Below are 24,075 nucleotides of genomic sequence, written 5' to 3'. Positions count from 1 at the left end.
CGCTCCCAGCGATCAAGGGGGCGCTCATGGCTCACGTATCCGTCCGGCGTAGCAACGACCTCCCGGCCTGCTCCCGCTGCAACGGCCCGCTCATCCTCGCGGCACAGATGCCCCAGCTCGATGCGTCCGGCAATCCGATCACCCTGGAACTGTGTGCGGCCTGCGACGCGGGGGACACCGCCGCTGGCGTCCTCGTCCGCTTCTTCACCTCCGGAGCGGCCAACGACACCTCCCGGGCCCACGAGGGAGCCGAACTGCTCCTGGCCTTCCAAAAGGAGATCATGGCCGCGCACGGGTACGTGCTCGTCGACAATCCCGGCCCTGCAGCGGCTTTCCCGCCGCACACCGGCATGCCTCCCAAGGGCGTGGGCTGAGCAGACCCCGACATAGGTGCGCCTGGGGCGTTCAGGCGGAGGGGCGTCGCCTGGTCCCGCCGCCGCGGCTCAACGGGATCAGGCTCTCCAGGTAAGCGCCCGGCCGGTTGGGTGTCATCCCTCGATCCGTACAACGACGAAGAGGTCGCCCGCCTCTCCACCGTTTCTTCCGGGCCAGCCCAGTCCTCTAAGGCGCAGTCGCTGCCCCGCTCGAACTCCTGGGGGAAACCGGACCCGGTGGGTGGTCTCTATGAAGACCTCGCCGGCGCCTTGGCAGGACTCGCAGACCTCCGCACTGGGCCTGGCGGCGCAAGCCGGGCAGGGCTTCAGGTCCATGAGCTGGAGCCCCTTGATCGCGCCGTGGGCTGCGATCCAGGGGCTCACGGCGGATCGGACGTATCTGTCTGGCCCGCGGCTGGGTGAGTTCTCGTCGTAGTACCGCCGGTCGATTTCGCGGAGGGTCAGCATGACCTCGAAGGCATCGGCCGGGCGGTCGTCGGGGTTTTTGGCCAGGAGCCGCTTGACGAGCCTCGCCAGTTCCGGCGGGATGACAGGCCGCAGTTTGAGCAGGGGAGCCGGCTGTTCGTTGAGGTGCTGGTTGATCAGGTGCCAGGAGGTGCCGGTGAAGGGCCGCTGCCCGGTGATCATCTCGTAGAGCACGCACCCGAGCGAGTACAAGTCGGAGCGGTGGTCGAAGGTGCCGTTGAAGCACTCAGGGGCCATGTAGGCCGGAGTTCCGATCAGAACGCCGCTGGTGGTGATGTCATGCCGTTCGTCGCTGCTCTTGGTGATGCCGAAGTCGACGACCGTCGCGGTGCCGTTGGAGCGGACGATGATGTTGGACGGCTTGATGTCTCGGTGCGTTAGGCCGGTCTCGTGTGCGGTACCCAGGGCGTCGGCGACACAGCCCGCCGTGCGCACGGCGTCGGGCAGGGGCAGCCGCCCGGCTTCCAGGACTGCGCTGAGAGGCTTGCCGGGCAGCAGTTGCATCACCAGGTAGGCGTACAGCCGCCCGTCGTGCAGCGCAGAGCCGAAGTCGTGCACGGTGACGATGTACGGATGGGACAGACCGCCGGCGACCGCAGCCTCGCGGGCGAACCGGGCCACCTGCCGATCACTGTCCGCGCTGCCGTCCTCGCTGAGGATCTTCACCGCAACCAAGCGATCGACCTTCGGGTCGTGTGCTTTCCAGACCTGCCCGAACCCGCCCGCACCGATCGGTTGGATCAGCCGGTAGCGGCCGTCCAGCACGGTCCCTTCCTGCACGACTCCCCCTCCTCGGTACACCGCGACGCCCGGTGTACTAGGCGTGTACCCGTCACGCTACGCCGAAGGAACTTGCAAGGTCAGTGTCTATCGGCGGCCACCGCCGTCACGGTTGAGGTGGCGGGACTTCACGGATCGCGCCCGCTCGGGCCCGGGTGCGCCGTACGGTCGCTTCTACGGATGGCGACCAGGCAGTGACGCCGGGTCAGGTGTAGGAGGGGGTCCGAGGATGGTCAACGCCCGTACGTACCCGCTGTGGCGGGATCTCGCGATGAGCGAAGACCTCCCCAAGGAAGCCCTCAAGACAGTGATCGAAGCCCTGTGCACGCCGACGACGACGCCGACCGGCTTCGACCCCCAGGCCGACCGGTGGCGGGAGGAAGCCCTCAAGGCCGCACTGCCCGCGCTGCTGACCCGGGCCTCCGCCAAGCGGCTACGCGGCCGGCTCCTGGTGCACGCCGACGAGAAGACGCTGGCCGCCCTGGCCACCGACGGCACGGTGACCGCCGCCGACGTGCCCGCCATCCTCCGACACCGCCGGGCCTGGGCCGGGCTGATCTCCGCGCTGGCACGGCACCCTCACCAGGTCGAGGCGGCGATCGCGCTCCTGCCCCGCCTGCCCGACCACGAGGTGGAACAGGTCGTCCGGGACTGGGACCCCGACCGCTACACCCGCACCAAGGACACTGCGCCGGCCCCGCCCGTGCCGCCGGAACTGTTCGACGCCGTCCTGGAAGCCTGCCTCACCCCGCTCGCCGCGTACCTCCTTCACCCGGAGCCCGAAGAGGGCTGGGAGGCGGTGTCCGCGTTCTCGAAGGACTGGTCGCTGGAGCTGGGGGGCCGCGCCGGCTGGGCGATGCTGGCCCGCTGCCCCGAGCGGTGGGCGCAGCTCGCCGCTCACCCCGATTTCGGGGCGGCTGTCCAGCACCTGCTGCTGGACCAGGCCGAGACGCAGGCCCTCGAGGACGCCCGCCTCCGCGCCGCCGACCCTGATGGTGAGGAACTGCCCGTCGACCCGGCGCCCGCGCTCAGCGAGGACCTGCTGCGCGCCTGCCTTCCGGCCCTGTGCCTGCCGGAACTGGCCGACCTGCCCAACCCGCAGGTGACCGCCCGTCGGACCCTGCACCACATCGCCAACCGCGTCCGCAGCAACCCGCGCCTGGCCGACCTCGCCGCCGACCAGCTGCACGCGGCCGCCGACGCTCTCGTCACCCGCGGCCAGCTGCTCACCTGGTCCGAGAAGCAGGAAAGCGACCACGAGTTCGACGGCCGCGTCCTGCGTCTCGCCGAGGACCTGGCCCTCCTCAGCGCCAACCCTGACCACCTCGCCGGGGCCTGCGCCCAGCTCGCCCGACTGGATCCGCCGGCCGTCATTTCCCCCAAGCCGAGCCGGACCCTGATCCGCGTCCTCGACAACGTCGACCCTGACCACGACCGCCCGGCCCGGCTCCTGGAACGCCACTCCGAGCACCGCCGGGTCCAGGCCCTGACCGTCCTCGCCGCCAACCCGCACACCCCGCACGCCGCTGTCGTGGACGTCCTGGGCGGGCTGCACCCCGCCGAACTGGCCTGGATCGCCGAGAAGGCCGGCGGCCCCGACTGGCTCCTGGCCGCGGCGGCCGCCGTCCCGGTACCCGAAGACGAGGACGACGGTGTGGTGCGGCTGGTGGACGACGAGGAACTCGGCAAGCACCCCGACCCCGCGGCCGTCCTGCAGTCCTGGCTCGACTCCCCCGCCACCGGTGAGATCCTCTCCCGCTCCGAGGTCTACCGCGCCGTCATGAAGTCCCGCTACCGCACCCTGGACCACCTGCGCCAGATCCCCGCCGACGAGGTCCTCGCCCGCCACGAACCCGACGTCGCTCTGACGATCCTGCTGGAGCACTGCGGGCGAAGCACGGCGCGGTGGGAGGCACTCGCCGCCGCCATGACCTTCGGCTACGACGACGAGAAGATCACCTTCGGCCAGCTCCTCGACTCCCTGGACCCCACGCCCGCACAGGCACACACGTCCTGACCGGGCCGCTGCGCCGGCCACACACTCCGAAGCAAGGCGGCGTCCGTCGTCAGCCGTGGACCGGGCGGGAGGTATCGGGGTATGCGGCGGTTTCTTTACGCCGTAAAGAGGGGCCCCTCCAGTGACAACCAGTCGGACACCGTGCCTTGCCTCCCGGGACGGTACTGCCGAGGTCTGGCGGCTGATCAGCCAATGATGTGCACGGTGACGTACATGTCGCCGGGCGCACCGCCGTGCTTGCCGGGGCCGCCGAGCTCGCGGATCCGTACCTTCTGGCCGTCCCGGATGCCCGCGGGGATGCGGACCTTGTAGGTGTGCTGCTCCTGGATGAGCCGGCCTTCCCCTTCACAGGTCGTGCAGGACCGTGCCGCCTTCTCGTCGGTCCTGGTGGCGCAGGCGGGGCAGGGCTTGTGCACGGTGATCCGCAGGGGGATGACCGCGCCGTGGGTGGCCTCCGCCGGGGTGACGTCGATGTCGTGGGCGAGGTCCTTGCCGCGGCTGGGCGCGGTGGCCCCGAAGTGCCGGTCGTTGATCTCTTTGAGGGCGGCCCACACCTGCCCGCTGACCGGTCGCTGGGCGGGGTCCTTGGCCAGGAGCCGGCTGGTGAACCGCTCCAGCTCCGCGGGGGCGTCCGGCCGCAGGGTGCGCAGCGGTGCCGGGTCTTCGGTGAGGTGCTGGTTGACCAGGCGCCAGGAGGTGCCGGTGAAGGGCCGGCGGCCGGTGACCATCTCGTAGAGCACGCAGCCCAGGGAGTACAGGTCGGAGCGGTGGTCGAACGTGCCGGACAGGGCCTCGGGGGCCATGTAGGCGGGGGTGCCGATCAGGACGCCGGTGGTGGTGATGTCGTGCCGTGCGTCGCTGCTGCGGGTGATGCCGAAGTCGACGACCGCGGCCTCGCCGGTGGGGCGGACGATGATGTTGGACGGCTTGATGTCCCGGTGAGTCAGGCCCGCTTCGTGCGCGGCCTCCAGGGCGTCGGCGACACAGGCCGCCGTGTACATGGCCTTCGACAAGGGGAGCCGCCCGGCCTCGAGGACCGTGCTGAGCGACTTGCCGGGCAGCAGCTGCATCACCAGGTAGGCGTGCTGGCGCCCGTCGTACATCGCGGATCCGAAGTCGTGCACGATGACGATGCGGGGGTGGGACAGGCCGCCGGCGACCGCAGCCTCGCGGGCGAACCGGGCCACCTGCCGGTCGACCTTGGGGTCGTGCGCCTTCCAGACCTGACCGAAGCCGCCCGCACCGATCGGCTCGATCAGTCGGTAGCGGCCGTCCAGCACGGTCCCTGCCCGCACGGCTCCCCCTCTTTCGACGCTCACCGCGGCAGCGGCGCACGGTGTACCAGACGTGTACCCGTCACGCTACGCCGCGGCAACCACCAGTAACAGGGGGTACTGGTTGCTCAAGCCGTGTCGCGCAGTGCGGTCGGCCGGAGGAGGTCGACGGTTGTCCCCAGCTCCCGGGCCGCGCGCTCCTGCCTCGCCCGGCGCAGGGCGGCGGCCTCGGTGGCCGCGGCCTGACGGCGGCGCTCGACGCGGGCCTGGCCGATCGGGGCCGGTGCGTCGTCCGGGACAACGTTGGGCTCGGGGAAGGCCCGGCGGGACAGCTCGCGCATCGCGGCGGTCTGTCGCTCCACCGCCTCCTCGATGGCCGGGTCCGCCAGGGACGGCCGGGCGGCCTGCCGGTGCGCCTCGATCGCACGGCGGTATCCCTCGGGCGGGATCCGGCGCTCCACCGGGACGCCGGGCGTCGTCGGCTGCGGGGCCGGGGCGGCGGCCGCCGTGGCAGGGCCAGCCTTCGCGGGCGCGGGCGCCAGGACGTGAACGGAGCGGACGTTCGCGCCTTGCACCCGCTCGTTGGCCGCCGCGATCACCTTCGGCGCACTCCAGCGCAGCTGCGTGCCGTACGCAGGAGCGTCGGGAGCGACGTCCAGGCGGCCGGTGTCCGCATCGAAGCCCACGGCCCTCACATGCCCGGCGAGTTCGGGCGCGGCCGCGGCGAGGATGTCGTCGAACCGGGCGAGGACGCTGCCGCCGGCTGCCGGGGCGACCATGCCGCGCTCGGTCATCATCATGCCGATCGCCGCACCGAGCCCGAGCGGCTCACGGCCGTCCCGCCGCACGGAGGTGCCGGTGCGCCTCTTCGGCTTCTTCGTCTGGGCGCCGTTCTTCTTCGCCGCCTCCCGGGCGGCGAGCAGGGCCTGGCGGGCGAGGTCGACGCCGGACAGCTCCGGAACGGCACTCACGCGGTCACCTCCAGGGCCTCGCCGTCCAGCTGGCGGGCGGCGAGCTCGGGCAGACGCCGCGACCATGCAGCGCCCCGGACCGGGGCGGGGCGGGCCTGGATGTGCAGCTGCTCCAGCCGCACGGCGAGCAGGTGCTCGGCGGTGCGGGTCTGCGCCTTCGCAGCGGCCCCGGTCGCCGCGCGCTGGGCGTCGTCGCTGTCGGGCAGGGCCTGGAACCAGGGCTTGGCGAGCTCGGTCGCGTACGCCTTGCGGGCCTCGGCCTGGGCCTCCTCGCTGCGGCCGAGCATCACCAGGGCCTCGTGCCGGTACTCCGCGGCCGCGCTCTCGGCAGTCAGCACCGCGTTGTACGCGGCGGCGTCCTCGACAGCGTTCGGACCGGCTGCCTCCAGGGCGGCCGGGTCGGTGATCTCCTGGAACTGAGCCCACGCGGCGGCGATGGCGTCCTCGATGGCCGTACGGACCTCGGCGACGACGGCCGCGACGGCGACCGGGTCGGTCAGGTCGGCCGACCAGGCGGCGGCGAGGAGACCGGCCTCGCCGATCAGGACCTCGACCTGACGCCGGTGGCCGCACGCCTCGCACAGCCCGGCCGAACGCTCCCGGCCGCACTCCTGGCACGCCACGGCCTGCCGGGCCGCCGCCTCGGCCGCCGCCCGCTCCCGCTCGACCGCGGCCTGCGCCTCCCGCTCCCGGGCCTCGGCCTGACGGGCCACCAGGCCGGCGGCCTCGGCCTCGGCGTGACGGCGCATCCGGGCCTCGATCTCCCGGTACCGCGCATCCTGCTCCAGGCCGGGCAGCTCCTGGTCGACCTCGGCCGCGATCCGCACCCGCCACGCCCGCCGCGAGTGCAGGATGTTGGCGCAGTTGTCGCAGTCGGCACCGGTGTCGAGCCGGACGCCGTCGTCGCACCGCACGTCCGAACACGACGGCCGGCGCACCAGCCCACGGCGGGTGATCCAGCCGAACGGGCGGGTGACCAGGGCCTCGCCGCCGGTCTCCTCGAGCCGGGACGTCAGCCGGGCAGCCAGCGCAGACGGGGCCTGCCCCGACCACTCCAGCACGTTCCGCAACTGCGCCAGCTCCACCTTCGCGGCCTCCACGACGCGGTCCTGCTGCCAGCGGTTCAGTCCCCGCCACAGCCAGGACACCGGCGCCAGAGCCACCCGCAGGTCAAGATCGGCGGGAAGCTCCGGCCGCCCCTGCTGCTGCGTCTTTCGACCACCGACGACCGTCAGCCGGGCACCAGCACGAGCACCAGCGGCGATGGTGCCTGCCTGCTCCTGCTCGTCGACGGGTGACTTGGTGGGCTTTTCACCGCGAAGCGGGTCGGCCCCGGCCACCAGGCTCCCGGACCCGGCAACGGCGCTCTCGCCGTCGACGGCCTGGTCCTCGCGCACGCACGCGCGTCCCGGCCGACGACCCTCACCCCCACGGCCTTCGCCGGAAAAGCCACCAGAGAGCTGCGGAGGAACTACAGGAGTAACCACAGAAGCGTGGTCTGCGTGGAGCTCTGCACCATCGGGACGCTCCTGAACCGCCGCATCCCCGGCCTCCTCAGCACCGCCGATCCCAGACGCCCCAAGGGCACCCGCAGCAGCGGCCGGAGCATGATCTCCGACTGCACCAGCGGGACGCTGCGAAAACACCGTTCCCAAGCCCGAAACAGCCTCCACAGAGGCCGGGGTGCGGCCGTACGCGCGGGCGACCGGCAGCAGCATGACCCGGCCCTTGCCGCGCATCCGCGTCGCCGTGTCCCGGTGGTCCCGCGCCACGACACCGGCCTCCGTCAGCCGCGCCAGCACCTTCCGCGCCCCCGACGGCGAGCAGCCCAACAGCCGGGCCAGCGTCGCCGCCCCGCGCCCCTCCTTCGCCTTCACCGACCCGCCGCACAGCTGCAGCCAGCCCGACGCCCGCGTGTTCAGCACCATCAGCAGCAGCCCGAGCCGGTCGGTCGCAGCACCCTTGCCCGTACGGCCGGCCAGCAGCCCCGGCGGCGTCGGCTCCTTGTCCTCCGGCGTCCAGCCAGGCCCGAACAGCGCCTCACACAGGCGCAGCAGCGTGGCCAGCTCCGCCTTCGACAGCGCCAGCGGGTGCGCGGCCCCGCCGCTCTTACGGGCGTTCCACAGCGGCATGACCAGGCACTCCAGCCCGGTCGGACGCCCCTTCGCGTTCCTCTTCTCCTTGGTGTGCAGCCCGTCAGACGCACGCAGCGGCACCAGCACCCGGCGGTTGACCGTGGATTCGCCCACGCCCATCCACCGGCCCAGCTCCGCAACCCAGATCGACGTCTGGTTGTCGTTCTTCGCACCCTTCGGCGCCCGCGACTTCGCGTACAGCACCACCGCCGCGAGCCTCGCCACGTCCGACTGCCCGGCGATCGACGGGTCCGCCAGCAGCGCCTGGACCGCGGCGAGCAACCGCAGCCGCATCGCGCGACCAAGACGCAGCGGGTCATCCAGGCCGCCGTCGCCCGGCTTGCCGGAGGCCGGTACCGACCGCAGCGCGGCCCGCTGCCGAGGAATGCCCGCAGAGCTGTTCAGGGAGTCCTCGGACGGGTCCGGCTGCATCGCGAGGAGCGCCGCACTCGACATCACAGGAACGCACCCCCGTCCACGTGGGACACCGGGGTGAACGGGAACCTGCTGCTGACCCGATCGTTGTGCGGGACATGGCAGCCAAGAAGAACTCCGCCGCCCGTCGCGCCGGCGAAGCCGCCCGCCGAGCCGCAGCAGCCCAACGCATCGGCCCACGCCCCGTAAGGCCAGCCCGTCCGCAGTACCTCTACGACCTCAAACCGCCAGGCATCCACTACCGGGAGTGGGACACGCCGAACCGTACGGACGAAGAGGTGATGAGTAAGGTCAACGACGACTTCGGGCCGGACTCCGATGCGGCTCTCGGTATGCGATTCGTGCTGGAGTACCGCAGGACCTACGGACCGCGCGTTCCGATCATGGCCGCGCGCCAGCTCGATCAGTTCGTGGTCCGGACAGACCTTGCGACCGACCTCGCCGAAACCATGGGCATCCCACCAGAAGAGGCGCGAGAGCACCTGCACACTCTCCACGCGCGGGGAGTGCTCCTGATTGCCGACGACGGATCCCTGTGGATGACCGTTCCACCCGGAACGGGCAGGAACGACCGCTGGGTGTTCGTGGAGAAGAAAGCGGACACGCCGGTGGAGGTCACCGCCGACTGATCCGGGAGCCGGAGTCATCTGTGTTGTCATCGGGCCGGTGTACGCGCCAAAGCGGACACCCCTGTCGGGAGCCGCCAGAGCTGCTGTTTCGTGATCCACCCGCCGACCCTGCACCAGTCGGCCTGTGGACAGGGCCCGGCGAGTGCCGATACCCCCCGTCGCTCCCGCGCGGCGGTCAACGATCTTGGAACCCGTCCCGTCAGACGGGAAGGCACCCCCGCGGGCGGCGTCGACGGAGTTGTCGATGAAGTCGTCGATGTGGTGGTCCAGCGCGGCGACCGATGCGGCCTCCGCGCTCATCCCGAAGGCCGGACGGGCCGCCGACCAGGAGGTACCCGTGTGACAGTCCAGGGGTGTGATGTACGTCACAATTCCCATGGAGGGGACACCACAACCTGCGGTAATCACCCCAGAGGGGGTACTGACCTGGTCGTGGTCGACCTGACAAGTCGGCCGGAGCTCGTGCACTATGGCGTTAACCGCCTTCCATATAGATCAACAAGGACCGACCTCCACTGGAGATCGGACGGGCGGGGCGCCCCCTCCGTGAGGAGCGGGCACCGGACGAAGAACCAGAGGCGAGTCCTCTCTCCTTTGCGTGCTTCGAACGGGTGTTCCAAAGGCCCTTGCCGGGGCCGAGGAACGAGTTGCCACTTCGGTGGTGTGGTGCAGAAGCCCCCTTGCCGGGGGGCCGCTGCGGTTACTGCTTGGTCCTCGCGGACCGGGTGGTGCGTTGGATTGCAAGACCCAGCTCGATGAGCTGGAGCCCAGGGCCGGCGGGAACCGGGGACTGGGCGGCCGACTTTTGGTCGGCGTGAAGGGCCGCGCGAGGCCGAAGTGGATTGCCGTCCACTCATTTGGCGCGCGCGGCCGGTGGCGCTACGTCACCCCGACCCCCTTGATTCCGAGGCCGGTGTCGGCGTACCCGAAATCGGGCGCGAGGTCAGTCCTCACCCGGCACCTCCCGTACGGCGGCCGGGTGTTCCTCGGCTAGCCGGCGAAGGAGTTCGGCGTACTTCAGGCGATTGTTGCGGTGGGGCTGGGTGAGTCCTGCCTCCCACCGCGCGACGGCGACACGCTTGACACCGATAACCTCGGCGACTTCCGCCTGAGTGAGGCCCCCGGCGAGGCGCAGCTGCTGTCGAACGCGAGGCGGGGGAAGCGTGTCGGCATCCACGACCGCATCGATTCGACGCATCGGATCCGGCATTCCAGCCCCCATCTCAGGCAACGTATCGTGAAAAGATACACCACGTGATCTAGGTTCGGGATGCGTTGTTACCGCGAACTGTGTTGCGCGCCTCGCCCGATAGGGTCCGTGCCTATGTCCCGCCTCGCGCTTTTCGACCTGGACGGCACGCTGGCCGACCGGCAGTCGGCACTCAGCAATGCCGTGACTGGCATGTGCCGCGCTCATGCCCTTCCACCTGCTGCCGAACAGTGGCTGCGCACCGAGCTGGTCGACCGTGCGAACGTCGCCGACTTCGCTCGGCTGCGGGAAATCTTCGGCTTGGAGGTGCCGGCCGCGGACCTGTGGCAGGAGTACGTCGACCTCATGTCGGCCGCCGTCACCTGCCGCCCCGAGGTCCTCGAGGGCCTGGCCTGCCTGCGCGCTGCCGCCTGGACGATCGGCATCATCACCAACGGGGCCGGCGACATCCAGCGCGCCAAACTCGCCGGGACCGGCCTCGCCGACCTGGTCGATGGCGTCGCCGCCTCGGGCGACCTGGAGATCCGCAAGCCGGACCGCCGCCTCTTCGAACTCGCGGCCACCCGTTGCGGCGTCAGCCTCGCGGACGGCGGCTGGATGATCGGCGACGACCCGACCGGAGACATCGGCGGCGGCCACCAGGCCGGTCTGCGCACCATCTGGCTGCGCGGCCGCCCCTGGCCCGAGGGACTCCCCGCCGCGCACCACGTGGTCGACGACGTCACCGACGCCATCACCATCCTGCTCAACGAGACCTTGGAGTAGCACCGTGGACCAGCCGACCGTCGGCATCCTCCACCCCGGCACCATGGGCGCCGCTGTCGCCGCCTGCGCCGCGCCCAACGCGGCCGCAGTCCTGTGGTGCGAGACCGGGCGCAGCACCGCCTCGGTGGAGCGTGCCGCCCGGTTCGGGCTGATGCCCGTGGCGACGCTGACCGAACTGCTGGACCGCAGCGACATCGTCATCAGCCTCTGCCCGCCGGCCGCTGCCGAGGACCTGGCTCGTGACGCCGCCGGGCTCCGCTTCGCGGGGGTGTACGTGGAAGCGAACGCCATCAGCCCCGAGCGTGTCCAGCGAATCGCCGGGCTGCTCGAACCATGCGCGACCGTCGTGGACGGTGGCGTCGTCGGCTCCCCGCCGGTGCGCGGGAAGACGCCGACCCTGTACCTGTCCGGCCCGACCGCCGCGACCGAGCGCATCGAGGCGTTGTTCGCGGGCACCGCCGTCCAGACGGCGGTGCTAGGCGCAGGGATCGGGAAGGCGTCGGCGCTGAAGCTGTCGTACGCCAGTTTCCAGAAGACGAGCCGGGTGCTGGTGGCGCTCGCGATCGGGATGGCGCGCGAGCACGGCGTCGACCAAGAGCTCATCGAGGTCGCCTCGAAGCGCACTGACTCGTACCTGTCCGAGCCGCAGTACGTCGCCAAGACCGCGGCCCGCGCCTGGCGCTGGGGCCCGGAGCTCGAGGAAGCCGCCGACGCCCTCGCGGCCGCCGGCCTTCCCCCCGAGATGCTGCGCGCGGCCGCGTCCACGCTGGCACGGTGGCACGAGGTCAAGGACGACAGCGCGCTCACGCTCACCGACGCCCTGGACCGACTCGCCCACCCGTAGCCCGCGCTCATGCCGACGCCGCTCCCGCCCGCTGCGCCAGCAGCTGGTCGATGAGTCGAGCCGCGTCCTGCGGGGCCGCCTCCGTGGTGTCCACGGTCAGGTCCCAGGTCATACCCGGGTGCGCGTCCAGGTCTTCGCGGGTCGCGTCCCACGCCGCCAGGCGCGCTGCGGTATCACTGTCGCCGCGCCCCGCAGACCGCTGCTCGGTCACCTCGCGCGGGCACCACAGCAACACCACCGACCAGTCGGCCGGGTAGCCGTCGACCAGCGCGCGGATGCCGTCGATCTGCCCGAGGTGCACCACGGGCACCCCTGCCGCGAACGCCGCGTCGACGCCGGGCCGGTCGATCACGTAGGTGTTGCCGTACCTGGTGTTCGCGTAGACGACGTCGCCCGCAGCCTCCAGCTCGTGCAGCTGCTCCGCGGTGCCCATCCGGTAGCCGGCCGACTTGCCCGACCCGACCTTCAGCCGGGCGAACTGCGCGTACTTCGCGTGCAGTTCGGTGAGCGCGGCGGTGACGGTGTCCTTCCCCGCCGCCGGCGGGCCGTACAGGATCACGCCCTGCCGTCCGGTCACGCGTACATCGCCCCCATCGCCTGCCGGGCCTGGTCCGCGAGCGTCACCGCGGTCCCCAGCCGGTTGTCGACAACCAGGTGCGGCACCGCCGGGCGCAGGTCCAGGTCGATCGTGGCCATGTACTCGTCCCACCGCTGGAGCTTCCACGCGTCCCGGGCCGCAGAGCGGAATCCGATGTACTCGCGCATCGACTCCTCGTCGCAGCGAACCCACACCGGGAAGACGTCGACACCCATCGAGCCCGCGCGGTTGGCCAGGCGCTGCATCCAGGCCGGGTCCGTCATCTCTGCGATGAACGGCGCGGTCAGCACCGTGGAGATGCCGCACTTGATGTTGGCCATCGCCGACTGCATCAAGCAGTCGTACTCCACCGGCCGGACCTTCTCGCGGTAGAGCTCGGTGTGCCTGTCGTTCGCGTCGCCGCCCAGCGCGACCAGGAGGCGCTCCACGAGCGGGCGGGTGAGCGGGTCCTTGTCGAGCAGCGGCCAGCCGGTGAGCTGAACGAAGAAGCGGGCGAGCTCCGTCTTCCCGGAACCGGCGAACCCGCCGACCAGAATGAGCACCGGACGGTGCGGGTCCCCGCCCGTGTGCCGGCGCTTCCACGCGTCGATGATCCGCTGCTGCAAGTCGAAGTGGTCGGCCTCTTCCGAGCCCGGGGCGATGCGGTGAATCGCGCGCTCAACAGCCAAAACGTGCGAGCCATTGAGGCGGTCGTCCATCGGCGTGAGCTTGAAGGACGTCTCCTCACCCGGCAGAGGGGCCCGGAAGCCCAAGTCGGGTTCGGTGGCCCGGTAGAGGAGGCAGTAGGCGCGTCGGTAGTGAGGTCCGGGGAAGACCTCGCCCTGTTCGTGCTGCCACAAGGTCTGGGGATTCGCGGCGGGGATGCCCTTGAGCTTGGCCTGCTCGGCAACTGCCCGGAGGCGCTCGCCGGCCTTCTCCAGGGTCAGGCCGTGGGCCTCCCGCTGCTCGCGCAGCCGGTCCGGCCTCCACCCTGCTCGCTGCTTCCCCACCCTTTGCCCCTCCGCCATCGTCATGGGCGCGAGCCTAGGGCTCGGGCCGCGAATCCCGTGTGTACGCGGATGTTGAAAACCCGTGAATGGACCTGCGTACAGGCTTCGACAAGCCGCTGTGATGTTCCGTTTCCTCCGCCGCGAGTGTGATTGCCCCCACAAGACGAGTTGGTCGAGAGGGGGGCACAGTGCTTGGAGTTACGAGCTCAGGCTCTGCTGCTGTGCCACATGCCGGGGCGGAGGATGTCCTCCCAGACCTCCAGGGGACCGTCTTCGTCGGAGTAGACGGTTCGCAGCACCAGCACGGGTACAGGGATGTCCGGGGGCACGTCGATGCCGAACTCGCTGAGTTCGTTATCGGACGCCAGCCGTGCGGTGCTTCGCTCAGGGCCAGCAGTGATGGTCTTGCCCGTGCGTTCGGCGTACAGGTCGTGGCGGAACTTCGCCATGGGGCCGGCGTCGAGCAGCTCAGGGAGAGCGATCAGGGCTCGCATGTGGATCACGTTCAGGGCGAGCGCAGTGGGCTTGTCGTCCCGCACGAACGTCCGGCTCCTCAGAACCACCTCGTCGTAGAGGTCGATGCCGAGGAGGTCCGCGACCTCAGGGTCTGCACAGGAGCGAAGGACGGAACGCGAGTTCACGTAGTCCTCCCGCGGGGCGAGCGCTCGTCCGGTTCGACGAAGTCGCTCAAGGCGGGCTGCGCCGGTGATCGTGCCCGAGGGCGCACTCTCGGGGCCCAGGACCGTCGTGCCGCTTCCCTGCAGGGTGCGCACGAGTCCTTCGGCCTCCAGCGCTTGGTATGCGCGATGGACTGTCGCGGTAGCGCCCTTACCTGCGCTGACCTGGGCCTGGACGGAGGGAAGCCGGTCACCAGGCGCGTACACGCCGCTGGCGATCTGGGCTGCGATCTCGTCGGCGAGCTGCCGCCACTTTGGTGGCGTCTTGGGGGCTGCGGGATTCACGGCAGCTCCTTCCTGGTCGGAACACCATCCAGTCAACAGCATTCTAGAAGACCTTGACAAGTCTTCTAGAAGATTCCATTCTCGTAGTCGTCAGCGGCGCTCCGAACCCGGAGGAACGCCGAAAAGGCGCTTATTTCGCCTGCCCGAATGCACCTGATCGACGTATCCCGCCCCTTGCGGCGGACCGCTACTGAAGGGAGCTCCACCCCCATGAACGTCACCCGCCGCCCCGCCGCCAGCCTCGCCACCGAGAACTTCGACGCTGAGACGCTCGCGCTCCTGGAGGCGGTGGAGGTGCCGCTCCCCGACTTCGCCGACATCGACCTGGACATCGCTTTCGGCACGCCGCTCGAGATGTACGGGCTGGTGACGTCGGACGAGCTGACCAAGTGGGACGCCGCCGACGCGGTGACGAAGGGCAAGACCAAGGCGCGCAACGAGGTCATCGCGGAGTCCGGGGCGCGGCGGGAAGCGGCGCAGGACATCCTCGCGGCCGACCCGTCGATCACCGAGCTGGTGCGCGAGCGCCTGGTCGACGTGCTCCTCCCCTACGCCGCGCAGCTGCGCATCACGCGGCTGGCCGCCGCGGCGCCCCTGCCGATCGCGGCCTGACCTCCCGCACCACCGCCGGGTCTTCGGACCCGGCTCCCCCACCCGGAACCGCCCCCGTAGGGCGGCGCCGGATGAGGGAGCCGGAAGCGACTCCCGACACCATCCGCCCGGACCAAGCCCGGAATCCCGATCCCGGGGGCCTTGGAAAGGAAGCGGCCGGTCTTTGAGAACTCCACAGCGTGATCCACCACCGCAGTACCGACCGTGACCACACCGGCCGAAGGTGAGTGGAAACCCGTCGTGTGACGCCATTACCCCTGGTGGTGGCAGTCGGCACGTGCTTTGACCCGCCGGGCACGCTCTCGCAGCGTGGCCTGGGCTATCTCCAGCCAGGTGCTCATTACTGGTGGCGAGTGCGGAGGGCCGACAGTCCCACGACGTTAAAGAACGACGCGGCATACCTTGCACCGCCCTTACCCGCCTGGACGGATCTCCCCGGCGGTCCGCGGTCCGCGTCTCTACGAGATCCGGCACCCGTCACACCGGGTGCCGCGCCACCAGAACCACGCAGCCCCGCGCTGCCCAGTCGCCCACCGCTCGGTCCTCGGATCGGTCGGCGGGCGGTGGAGAGCGCGGTGGACACCGGCTCTACCAACCGCGACAGCCCCAGGGATGAGGCCCCCGGGGCTGTCCAGGACCTGACTGGAGGACCTGATGCAGAACAGCATGACACGCACCCCGGTCCCGGCCGCGCCGCGGGCCGGGATCATCGACGACATCGAGCGCGAGGACACCGCCCGCGGTCTGGAGCCGGACGACGCCGCCGCGTTCCACCGGCTGGTGCGGCACCTGGTCGTGGACGGCGACCGGCGGGCCCGACTCGCCGGTCGCCGCGCGCGCCGCACCTTCGCCGAGATGGCGCCCGGCCGCTCCCGGGCCCGGCTGCTGTCGGCCGGTCGGGCGGTGGCGGCGGCGGAGGACGCCTGCCCGATCTGCGGGTACTGGCGCTGCCGCTGCGTCCGCGCCGACGTCGCGCCGGCCGCCACGGGTGCGGGGCGGTGAGCGGCATGGACTGGCGACACCGTGCCGCCTGCCGCGACGAGGACCCCGACCTGTTCTTCCCCATCGGCAACACCGGGCCGTCCCTTCTCCAGATTGAGGAGGCCCGCTCGGTGTGCCGCCGCTGCCCCGCCTCCGACCGGTGCCTGCAGTGGGCGCTGGACACACGGCAGGAGCACGGCGTGTGGGGCGGGGCCTCGGAGGACGAGCGGCGCGCGCTGAGGCGCCGCACCGCCCGCCGGACCCGGTCGGGACGGGAGGGAACGGCATGACCGACGCCGACCGCAAGCGCATGGAGGCCGAGCTCCGCCGGGTGAACGAGCAGTCGGAGCAGCAGGGGAGGGTGCGCGGTGGCTGACCGCCTGTACCAGCGGTACATGGCGGCCAGCACCGCCTACCGGACACACACCCGCACCTGCGCCGACTGCACGCCTACGTCGCACTGCGCCACCGGCGAGCACCTGCTCCGGGCGCTCGCCGAACTACAGGACGCCTACACCCAGCAGCTCCGCCGCTGACCGTCCTGCCGGCTGCCTCCCCCGCCCGTCCCGACCCTCGCGGCCGGGACGGGCGGGGCCGAGCCGGGCCCCGGCGCCCGCCCGCCGGTTCCCGCCGGGCGGTCGCCGCACCGAGATCGCATCCCGCGCCAGCGCACTCCTCCGGGCCGGCCGCCCACCCGACGGGCGGCCGGCCTTTCACTGCTTCGCCCCCGGGCAGCCCCCGGGGGCACGCCCCATCTGGAGGTACGGATGAGCGCCCGCTCCCGCCGCGGCTGGACCGCCGCCGACTACGACTCCCAGCAGGTCCTCCTCGAGGCCGGCCACCGCGACGCCGCCACCCGCGTGGCCCGCGCCCGCCGCGCCCACCCCATCCGCCACGCCCTGCGCGCCCTCCGCACCCCGTCCAAGCCGTGGCGGGGGGGCGTCGACTGGGACGCCGCCCGCCGCGCCGCGGCCGCCGTCGCCCGCGGCGACTTCGACGAGGCGTTCCGGATCGCCGACTCCACACCGGATCCGCGCGCCACGGCCGTGGCCGCATGCCGGGTCCTGGACGCCGCCTGACCTGCCGCGTCTGCCTGCTGCCTCCTCCGCCCGTCCCGACCCCGCCGAGTGGGGCCGGTACGGGTGGGGCCGAGGGGAGCCGGACAGCCCGGACCACCCGAGGAACAAGGAGCACCGCATGCACCACTCCCCCGAGCCCGCCGCCGGTGAGGCCGCCGCCGTTTTCAAGAGGGGCGACTTCGTCCTGTACCGGGACCCGTCTCGGTTCTGGGCGGGCGAGCCGGGTCACACCTTCCCCTGCCGCGTCGAGAAGGCGTGGGCGAGCGGTGACTACGAGCTGACGGAGTTGAAGTCGTTGCGGCCCATCTACGGTGCGTTGCCGCAGTACATGCGGCTGCTGCCGCCGGCCGACGCGATGCGCGACATCGACACCGCGCCCTTGAACGGTGAGGGGGCGCTGGAGATGACGTCGGCCGCGATGGCGTGGCTCGCCCGGCAGGACACGCGCTCCGTCCAGGGCCCCCGGCGGGCCGAGTTGCCGCCGCAGCGCGGCTGATACAGCGGTCCCCGGGCCCTCGGCAGGCGAATTGCCGAGGGCCCGGGGGCCGGTCACGACCCTACCGACCCCCATATAGGAGAGGACAGCTCCTGTGGCACCGAAGACCGCCACCCGACGCCAGCGGCGCCAGCCCGCGGCGGCCGCGAAGGCCGGCCGGGCTGGGCGCGGCCCGGCGGCGCCCCCAGCCCCGGCGACCGCTCCCGCATCTGCCGTCGCGCCGCCGGCCTGGCCGGAGGCCGACCCCTTCCTGGCCGACGCCGCCGACCGCGCCGCCGACCTCCGGGACCTGGCCGCCGACGACGTCGCGCGGATCCTCGCCGACGCGGAGCGCGCCCGCACCGAGCTGCTGGACGGCGCGCACACCGAGGCCGCCTCGATCACCCAGGCCGCCACCGCGGAGCAGTCCCGCCTCCTGGCCGCCGCCGCGACGGACGCCGACCGGCTCCGCACGGAGGCCGCCACCACCGCGGCCGCCGACGCCGAGCAGGTCCGCACCGCCGCCGAAGCGACGGCGGAGAAGCTGCTCGCCGACGCGCGTGCGCAGGCCGACACCATCACCGCGGCGGCGGCCGGCGAGGCCGAGAAGGTCCTCGCCGACGCCAACGCGGCTGCCGAGCAGATGCTCGCCGACGCGCGCCGCCAGGCGGACGAGGTCGCCACCACGGCGGCCGCGCAGGCGGAGCAGGTCCGCACCGAGGCCGCTCAGGCCGCCGCGCAGACCCTCGCCGACGCGGAGAGCGCGCGCACCGAGCTGCTCGCGGCGGCGGAGCGCACCGCGACGGAGACCCGCACCCGGGCCACCACCGACGCCGACCAGCTCCTTCAGCGGGCGCGCGGCGAGGCCGACCGACTGCGCGAGAGCGCGGTCGCCCAGGCCGCGCAGCTGCGCACCGAGGCGGAGAAGGCGGCCGCTGAGCTGCGTGAGGACGCCTCCCGCGAGCGGGAGGCGTCCCGCGCGGATGCGGCTCGTACGCGCGCGCTCGCCAAGGAGGACATCGGCCGGCTGCGGGCGACGGCGGCCGAGGACGCGGAGCGGCTGGCCCGCACCGCCCGTGAGGAGGCCGACCGCATCCTGGCCGCGGCCCGTACGAAGCGGGACGCGCAGCTGAAGGAAGCCGAGCAGGCCCTGGCGCAGGCCCGAGTGCGGGAAGCGGACGCGGAGGTCACGCTGAAGGCCGCCGACGACATGGTGGCCGAAGCCGCCGCCCGGATGAAGCGCGCCACCGACCGCACCGAGCGGGCACTGGAGCGCAAGCGTCTCAAGCTCGAGGCGAAAGAGGAGCGCAGGGACGCGAAGGAGGCCCGCCGGGCCAAGGCCCGTGAGCTGCGGGCCGCGTCCCGCGCGGGGAAGCCGGCCGTGGCCGACCGCGTGAAGCAGTTCGTGAAGGTCAACGCGGAGCGCCTGATGGTGGTCGGTCCGATCACCGCCCCGATGGCGGTGGCGTGGACGGGCCAGGCCGGGTTCGCCGAGGACATCCTCGGCTGGGTCGTCCCCTTCACGGTCCTGTTCGCCGCCGCCTGGGAGCTGTCGACGGCGTTCGTGGGCTGGATGTACCACCAGGCCCGCCAGAGCGGCGACGCCGGAACCCTCTACCGGGTCTCCACCTGGATCTTCGCCCTCGGGGCGGCGGTCATGAACTTCTGGCACGCCTCCGGGCAGCCGGTGGCCGGCAGCCGGGTCTGGGACGCGAAGGAGGAGATCTGGACGGAGCAGATCACCTACTGGCACTTCACCCCGAAGGCGGTGGCGTTCGCCGCCATGAGCATCGTGGGCATGGTGCTGTGGGAGCTGTACGCCTCGCTGATCCACCGCCGCAAGCTCCGGGAGGACGGCAAGGTTGCCAAGGCCCGCCCGTCCATCGGAGCGGTCCGCTGGTTCCGTTACCCGGTCCACTCCTTCACCGCCTGGTCGCTGGCGATCACCGACCCGCGGCTGACCACGCTGGACCGGGCCTGGACCGCAGCCGGTGCCCAGCTCGCGGACCGCAAGGCGGTCCGGACCGGTCTGGCCCTGCACCGCGTCGTCGTCCCCCGCGTCGGGGCCGACGACCACGGACCGGCCGCTATCCCCTCCGTCCTCACCCTGTCCCGTGCGGACCGGCCCGGACCGCTGGAAAGCCCCGCTCCGGTCCGCCCGGTCCAGCACGGCGGGTATCCGGTCCGGTCCGGTCCGGCCGATCGAAAGGCGGTCCACGGTCCGGTCCGGACCGCAGGGGCCACGGACCGGACCGGCGGACCGGCGCTCGCCCTGGAGGCCGGTCCGGCCGGTCCGCAGGGCGCTGACCTGCTGACCGGCTCCGGTCCGGACCGTGGGTCCCGGGCCGTGCCCGCCACTCAGAGCGCGGCGGGCACGCGCAAGGCGACGGTCCGGACCGCCGACACCGTTCCTGGACCGCAGGAGCCGGACCGCGCCGGACCGGCCGACCAGGAAGCCCCGGAAGGCGTCTGCGGTCCGGATCGCGGCGAGGACGGCGGTCCGGACCTCACGGTCATCACGCTTACGGACCTGGAGCGGACCGCGCTGGACCGGCTCCGGACCGCGAACGAGCCGCTGAACCGGACCAACATCGCCAAGGCGGTCCGGGCTGAGGGCGGCTCCATCGCCACGGACCGCGCCGGACAGATCGCCGTCGCCCTCAAGCAGCACACGGTCCGCTGACGGACCGGACCGGACCGGACCGTACAACCGTCCTGCCGCTCATGGTCGCCCCCGGTCCGCGCTCGCCCACCGAGCGCGGACCGGTGCCGGCCACGGCCGGCAGGCCGCTCGCCCGCACCCCGCCGAACGCGGAGGCGACGGGCCAAACCCGCACTGAGCACAGCCTCGGCACACCGTGCCCGCAAGGAGGCGGCGCTGTCCCGGCCGAGGGCAGCCAGCAAGCCCCCAGTACAGCCTGATCCGATCCCCACGGAGGACCCCGTGAGCACCGAAGACAAGCCCTTCTTCGACGACCCGAACGCGGCGCTGCGCGAGATCGCGCAGAACCCCGCCGCCTACGCGCACTACCTCGCGGACTTCAACAGGGTCGTGCTGGACATGCAGGCCAAGCTGGAGATCCTCCAGCGCGAGACCCGCGTGCACTGCCGTGGGACCCGCGTGGAGGGCGACAAGATGGGCCAGGCTTTCCTGCGCTCCTTCCCGGTGGAAAAGTCCCTGAACGACATTCTCAAGAACCTCAAGAGCATTAGCTCGGGACTGGAAAAGAGCGCCCACAAGCGCCACGCCCACGACGAAAAGGTTAAGGAGGTCAAGAAGAACCGAAAGGAAAAGGCGCAGATCAAGGCGCGCAAGAACAACCCGCCGCTTCAGGCCGCCCCGGAGAACGCGGGGCAGCAGGGTGCGCAGAGCTCGAATGTGGGCTATGGTGGTCCCACGTCGATTTACAGCCTGGGTGGCAGGGAGTCGGCGTGAGTGCCGGTCGCCCGCTCACGAAAGCGGAGCGGAAAGCATTTAACCGTGCGGAACACGAGCGGAAAATCAAGCAGGACCTCATCGCTCGGCACGGTAAAGACCTCGGCACCTTCTACTACTGGCTCCGAATTACGAACATCCGGGGCACGCAGGCGTATCGCGACGGGAACGCGGACTTCATCCGCGAGGCCGCGCTCGCCCTGCACAACGTCTACAGCCGCCACTTCGGCTAGCTCCCCGCGTCCCGCACGAAGGGTCGCCCCCGATCCCCGGGGGCGGCCCTTCGGCGATCCCAACGCGTGCCGCGCGTGACGCGTGTCGCGCGTGCCGTGCGCGCGTGTACGCGAGGCCGGTGCCGACTGTCAAGCCCAGGAGGAGGGGTCGGGTGTCCGACGACACCGACAGCAACGTGATCAGCCTCCCCACTCGGGGAAGCGATTCCGGCGGAATGCCGGACGCTCCCGACGGCGGGGATCTCTTTTATTCCGAACCGCTCGGCAGTGGCTCGGGCGGAGTTGTTCCGCCGGAGTCCCCGGCGGAGACGACAATGGAACTCCCGCCTGTTCGCGGGCCTATTTCCCCGGAAGCCGCTTTGCGGGAGACGGGAATGCCGGAGGCCCCGGATTCCGGCGACGGGGAATATGAGGAAGGCGAATACGTCCAGCCTCGTTCTCTTGCCGACAGGCTCGGTGACTGGTTGGAATACCGGTTGGAGGTGTCGCGTGAGCGGCACGCCGGGGAAGCGCCGTTCCGGGAGGCGGAGATAGCGCGTAAGGCCGCGCTCATCGAAGCCCGTACCGCGCAGGAAACCGCGATGATGGAGCAGAATTCCAAGCTCCATACCGCCCAGATGAAGGCGAAGGCCGACAAGGCGGCGGCGCGCGGCAAGGCCGACGCGGCGCAGTCCTCGAGCTCCGGCCTGGGCGCCGACAAGGGCGGCCGCTCGAAGGCCGGCGGCGGGAGCGGCTCGCGCGGAGGCGGCGGCGGCCGGGGCTCGGGAACGAACGGGTCCGGCGGCACCGGGCGCGGCTTCGGGAGCGGCAACTCCCCCAAGGGCACCGGGAAGGGCTCTGATCGCTCCTCTGGCGGCCGTGGGGGCCCTTCGAAGGGCAATGAGTCGTCCGGGGGCTCCAGGGGCCGTCAGAACGGCTCTGGGGGCTTCGGCAAGTCGGGGTCCGGCAAGGGCGATTCGAGCGGCTCCGGCGGCAAGAACGGCTCGGGCGGCTCCGGGGGCGGCAAGGGCGGCTCGAAGGGCGACGGCGGCAGGACGCACGACTCGCCGGTCTCCAGCCCCCGGGCCGAACGGTCCCGCGGCCGCCAGGAGCGCGCCGCCGCCCGCCAGGCCGCCCGGCAGCAGCGGCGCAGCGCCGACCAGGCCGCCAGCCTCGCTGACCGGAGCAAGGATCGCGACCAGGACCGCGCCATCCAGCAGGCGGCGCGGGAGGAACGCCGCAGGGCGAAAGCCGAGCGGAAGGCCGCGCGGAGGGCGAAGCGGGAGGCCGCCAAGGCCGCCGACGGCCGCACCACTCTCGGTGCGGCCGTGGCGGAGGAGGCGCAGCGCCGCTGGGACAAGCGCCGCGCGGCGGAGAAGGGCAAGGCCGCGAAGGACGACGGCAAGGCCAAGGACTCCGAGGCCACCACCAAGAAGATGCCCAAGGAGGGCCCTGAAACGGCCGCTGACGGCACGAAGGAGGACTCTGCGGCCAAGGAGCCGGACGACGGCAAGAAGAGCGACGAGAAGCCCTCTGACGGCTCCGGTGACACGGACCCGAAGGACGGCACCGGGACGGCAGACGGCTCCAAGCCCGACGACGTCAAGGACCCGCCGGGCACGGACGACAGCGCCGACAGCCGCTCCTTCAAGGAGAAGCTGAAGGACTTCTTCACCAAGGCCGGCGAGGACACCGACCCGCCCGAGCCGGAGGAACCCTCCACGCTCCGGCCCGAGGACCTTGGCGTCACGGTGGACCGTCCCGACGGCCCGACCAGCTTCCCCAAGCCCGAAGCGGCTGAGGAGGACATCCCGGACGCGGTCATCGTCGACGACCCCGCCGACCCCTTCGGGGCCACCACCTCGAGCGCGGCGAGCCTCCCGCGGGCCCCCGAGCCCCACACCCAGCGTCCCGGCACCACCCGACCCACCGCACAGGAGGACCCCGTGGCATCGGAGGTCAGCAGGCCCACGTCGGGCCAGGCCGGCATGGCCGCCAAGCACCGCACCGACATCACCTTCGGCGAGTACCTGATGGAGATCGTGAACATCGCGATCGCCGCCGCGCTCGACAAGGACCGCGCCCAGGAGCTGGCCGTCGCGCTCGGCAAGGTCGCCGACGCCCTGCGGGACATGGCGGCCGACCTGGTCGGCGACCACAACATCGCCACCGAGGTCGTCGACCAGATCACGGATCTGGCCGACGCCGCGGACCGCATGAAGCAGCTCGCCGAGCGGTGCGCCACCGAGTGCGAGATCGCCTCTGAGGCCGCTCGGATCGCCGCCATGTCGGTCGGCCGCGTCTACGGCGAGGACATCGCGGCCATGGACGACGCGGGCCTGGCCCACGCCTCCTCCGCCGCCCACCACGACTGAGAGAAAGGGGATCCGCCGTGAGCGACCTCGCGCCCACCACCGGCGGCGGCGCTGCCGCCACGACCGACGGCGACAACCGCTACAAGGCCGTCCAGCAGAAGCTCAAGACGCTGGGCACCGCGATGGACCTGGCCGGCAGCGAGCTGGAGCAGCTGCTGCGCCGCATGCGGCAGAACGCCCAGCGCACGGAGGGCCTGGCCGTCGACATCGCCAACGCCGAACTCGACCGCAAGTTCATCGAGATGACCAACCAGGTGGCCGTCGCCCTGGGCGGCGCCGCCACCGAGGTCCAGAAGCTCCACGAGACGGCCCAGGAGGTGTCCGGCCTGGCCACGGACGCGCGGCGTACGCACGCGCGGCTGTACGAGGGCCTGGACACCGTCCGCTCCGGCCGCAGGGAGCGCACCCCGAAGCCGGGCTTCTTCGCCCACTGACC

The 24,075-nt window shown here is 71.9% G+C and carries 24 protein-coding genes; 16 read left to right on the top strand and 8 right to left on the bottom strand.

The annotated features are described in order from the left end of the window. Positions 1-26: 26 nt before the first annotated feature. On the top strand, positions 27-374 hold the full coding sequence (locus BJP40_RS08585) for a DUF6300 family protein (protein WP_071279890.1): 348 nt from the start codon (positions 27-29) through the stop codon (positions 372-374). A gap of 114 nt (positions 375-488) precedes the next feature. On the opposite strand, the gene BJP40_RS08580 is transcribed toward BJP40_RS08585, so the two are convergent. Beyond that, positions 489-1,640 (bottom strand): serine/threonine-protein kinase, encoded by a 1,152-nt coding sequence (locus tag BJP40_RS08580; RefSeq protein ID WP_071279875.1) that lies wholly within the window; start codon positions 1,638-1,640, stop codon positions 489-491. 229 nt (positions 1,641-1,869) lie between these two features. Here BJP40_RS08580 and BJP40_RS08575 point away from each other — a divergent pair, with 229 nt between their 5' ends. Next, complete coding sequence (locus BJP40_RS08575; protein ID WP_071279874.1) at positions 1,870-3,657, top strand: hypothetical protein; 1,788 nt, start codon at positions 1,870-1,872, stop codon at positions 3,655-3,657. A 185-nt stretch (positions 3,658-3,842) separates the two neighbouring features. On the opposite strand, the gene BJP40_RS08570 is transcribed toward BJP40_RS08575, so the two are convergent. The 3 genes from BJP40_RS08570 to BJP40_RS08560 form a co-directional block, all read right to left on the bottom strand. Then, a complete protein-coding gene (locus BJP40_RS08570; protein WP_071279873.1) occupies positions 3,843-4,952 on the bottom strand; it encodes a protein kinase in 1,110 nt (369 codons plus the stop codon). Positions 4,953-5,059: 107 nt separating this feature from the next. After that, entirely contained in the window at positions 5,060-5,902 is an 843-nt protein-coding gene (locus BJP40_RS08565) for a DciA family protein (protein ID WP_071279872.1), read from the bottom strand. Next, a complete protein-coding gene (locus BJP40_RS08560) occupies positions 5,899-8,493 on the bottom strand; it encodes a hypothetical protein (protein WP_071279871.1) in 2,595 nt (864 codons plus the stop codon). Before BJP40_RS08560 ends, BJP40_RS08565 begins: the two co-directional genes overlap by 4 nt. 77 nt (positions 8,494-8,570) lie before the next feature. Here BJP40_RS08560 and BJP40_RS08555 point away from each other — a divergent pair, with 77 nt between their 5' ends. Then, the gene (locus BJP40_RS08555; RefSeq protein WP_071279889.1) at positions 8,571-9,101 is read left to right on the top strand and encodes a hypothetical protein; all 531 of its coding nucleotides are present in this window, start codon (positions 8,571-8,573) and stop codon (positions 9,099-9,101) included. A gap of 943 nt (positions 9,102-10,044) precedes the next feature. On the opposite strand, the gene BJP40_RS31560 is transcribed toward BJP40_RS08555, so the two are convergent. Continuing rightward, on the bottom strand, positions 10,045-10,299 hold the full coding sequence (locus BJP40_RS31560; protein WP_236246848.1) for a helix-turn-helix transcriptional regulator: 255 nt from the start codon (positions 10,297-10,299) through the stop codon (positions 10,045-10,047). Positions 10,300-10,425: 126 nt separating this feature from the next. Between BJP40_RS31560 and BJP40_RS08545 the strand changes: the two genes are divergently transcribed. Then, entirely contained in the window at positions 10,426-11,076 is a 651-nt protein-coding gene (locus BJP40_RS08545; RefSeq protein WP_071279869.1) for an HAD family hydrolase, read from the top strand. Positions 11,077-11,080: 4 nt separating this feature from the next. Further along, on the top strand, positions 11,081-11,920 hold the full coding sequence (locus tag BJP40_RS08540) for an NAD(P)-dependent oxidoreductase (protein ID WP_079171020.1): 840 nt from the start codon (positions 11,081-11,083) through the stop codon (positions 11,918-11,920). Between the two features lie 7 nt (positions 11,921-11,927). Here the strand turns inward: BJP40_RS08540 and BJP40_RS08535 are convergent, their stop codons facing one another. The 3 genes from BJP40_RS08535 to BJP40_RS08525 all read right to left on the bottom strand — a co-directional run bounded on the left by BJP40_RS08535 (position 11,928) and on the right by BJP40_RS08525 (position 14,469). Beyond that, the gene (locus BJP40_RS08535; protein ID WP_071279868.1) at positions 11,928-12,497 is read right to left on the bottom strand and encodes a guanylate kinase; all 570 of its coding nucleotides are present in this window, start codon (positions 12,495-12,497) and stop codon (positions 11,928-11,930) included. Then, positions 12,494-13,531 (bottom strand): AAA family ATPase, encoded by a 1,038-nt coding sequence (locus BJP40_RS08530; protein ID WP_071279867.1) that lies wholly within the window; start codon positions 13,529-13,531, stop codon positions 12,494-12,496. Before BJP40_RS08530 ends, BJP40_RS08535 begins: the two co-directional genes overlap by 4 nt. A 182-nt stretch (positions 13,532-13,713) precedes the next feature. Continuing rightward, a complete protein-coding gene (locus BJP40_RS08525; RefSeq protein WP_071279866.1) occupies positions 13,714-14,469 on the bottom strand; it encodes a GntR family transcriptional regulator in 756 nt (251 codons plus the stop codon). A 210-nt stretch (positions 14,470-14,679) separates the two neighbouring features. On the opposite strand from BJP40_RS08525, the gene BJP40_RS08520 reads away from it, so the two are divergent. From BJP40_RS08520 to BJP40_RS08475, 11 genes are all read left to right on the top strand, one after another. Continuing rightward, positions 14,680-15,081 carry a hypothetical protein gene (locus BJP40_RS08520; RefSeq protein ID WP_079171019.1) on the top strand — a complete coding sequence of 134 codons (402 nt, stop codon included), beginning with the start codon at positions 14,680-14,682 and terminating at the stop codon, positions 15,079-15,081. 654 nt (positions 15,082-15,735) lie between these two features. Further along, positions 15,736-16,083: a hypothetical protein gene (locus tag BJP40_RS32780; protein WP_071279864.1), complete on the top strand. Its 348-nt coding sequence runs from the start codon at positions 15,736-15,738 to the stop codon at positions 16,081-16,083. A 5-nt stretch (positions 16,084-16,088) separates the two neighbouring features. Further along, entirely contained in the window at positions 16,089-16,352 is a 264-nt protein-coding gene (locus tag BJP40_RS08510; RefSeq protein ID WP_071279863.1) for a WhiB family transcriptional regulator, read from the top strand. 78 nt (positions 16,353-16,430) lie between these two features. After that, a complete protein-coding gene (locus BJP40_RS34110) occupies positions 16,431-16,598 on the top strand; it encodes a hypothetical protein (protein ID WP_177204341.1) in 168 nt (55 codons plus the stop codon). Positions 16,599-16,829: 231 nt separating this feature from the next. After that, positions 16,830-17,141, top strand: coding sequence for a hypothetical protein (locus tag BJP40_RS08505; protein ID WP_071279862.1), 312 nt, complete (start codon positions 16,830-16,832; stop codon positions 17,139-17,141). Between the two features lie 118 nt (positions 17,142-17,259). Further along, positions 17,260-17,637 (top strand): hypothetical protein, encoded by a 378-nt coding sequence (locus BJP40_RS08500; protein WP_071279861.1) that lies wholly within the window; start codon positions 17,260-17,262, stop codon positions 17,635-17,637. Between the two features lie 94 nt (positions 17,638-17,731). Further along, complete coding sequence (locus tag BJP40_RS08495; RefSeq protein WP_071279860.1) at positions 17,732-20,299, top strand: hypothetical protein; 2,568 nt, start codon at positions 17,732-17,734, stop codon at positions 20,297-20,299. Positions 20,300-20,560: 261 nt separating this feature from the next. Then, on the top strand, positions 20,561-21,052 hold the full coding sequence (locus BJP40_RS08490) for a hypothetical protein (protein WP_071279859.1): 492 nt from the start codon (positions 20,561-20,563) through the stop codon (positions 21,050-21,052). Beyond that, on the top strand, positions 21,049-21,285 hold the full coding sequence (locus BJP40_RS34105; protein ID WP_071279858.1) for a hypothetical protein: 237 nt from the start codon (positions 21,049-21,051) through the stop codon (positions 21,283-21,285). Before BJP40_RS08490 ends, BJP40_RS34105 begins: the two co-directional genes overlap by 4 nt. Before the next feature lie 482 nt (positions 21,286-21,767). After that, entirely contained in the window at positions 21,768-23,639 is a 1,872-nt protein-coding gene (locus tag BJP40_RS32775; protein ID WP_256220683.1) for an ATP/GTP-binding protein, read from the top strand. 17 nt (positions 23,640-23,656) lie between these two features. Next, positions 23,657-24,073, top strand: coding sequence for a conjugal transfer protein TraB (locus tag BJP40_RS08475; protein WP_071279857.1), 417 nt, complete (start codon positions 23,657-23,659; stop codon positions 24,071-24,073). Positions 24,074-24,075 lie beyond the last annotated feature (2 nt).

It is taken from the genome of Streptomyces sp. CC53 (assembly GCF_001865245.1).
Taxonomy (GTDB): domain Bacteria; phylum Actinomycetota; class Actinomycetes; order Streptomycetales; family Streptomycetaceae; genus Streptomyces.
This window is presented reverse-complemented; position numbering and strand designations above follow the sequence as displayed.

Coding starts and splice junctions, on each gene's coding strand:
- BJP40_RS08585 (WP_071279890.1), top strand. CDS start 27: ATGGCTCACGTATCCGTCCGGCGTAGCAACGACCTCCCGGCCTGCTCC.
- BJP40_RS08575 (WP_071279874.1), top strand. CDS start 1,870: ATGGTCAACGCCCGTACGTACCCGCTGTGGCGGGATCTCGCGATGAGC.
- BJP40_RS08560 (WP_071279871.1), bottom strand. CDS start 8,493: ATGTCGAGTGCGGCGCTCCTCGCGATGCAGCCGGACCCGTCCGAGGAC.
- BJP40_RS08555 (WP_071279889.1), top strand. CDS start 8,571: ATGGCAGCCAAGAAGAACTCCGCCGCCCGTCGCGCCGGCGAAGCCGCC.
- BJP40_RS31560 (WP_236246848.1), bottom strand. CDS start 10,299: ATGCGTCGAATCGATGCGGTCGTGGATGCCGACACGCTTCCCCCGCCT.
- BJP40_RS08545 (WP_071279869.1), top strand. CDS start 10,426: ATGTCCCGCCTCGCGCTTTTCGACCTGGACGGCACGCTGGCCGACCGG.
- BJP40_RS08530 (WP_071279867.1), bottom strand. CDS start 13,531: ATGACGATGGCGGAGGGGCAAAGGGTGGGGAAGCAGCGAGCAGGGTGG.
- BJP40_RS08520 (WP_079171019.1), top strand. CDS start 14,680: ATGAACGTCACCCGCCGCCCCGCCGCCAGCCTCGCCACCGAGAACTTC.
- BJP40_RS32780 (WP_071279864.1), top strand. CDS start 15,736: ATGCAGAACAGCATGACACGCACCCCGGTCCCGGCCGCGCCGCGGGCC.
- BJP40_RS08510 (WP_071279863.1), top strand. CDS start 16,089: ATGGACTGGCGACACCGTGCCGCCTGCCGCGACGAGGACCCCGACCTG.
- BJP40_RS08505 (WP_071279862.1), top strand. CDS start 16,830: ATGAGCGCCCGCTCCCGCCGCGGCTGGACCGCCGCCGACTACGACTCC.
- BJP40_RS08500 (WP_071279861.1), top strand. CDS start 17,260: ATGCACCACTCCCCCGAGCCCGCCGCCGGTGAGGCCGCCGCCGTTTTC.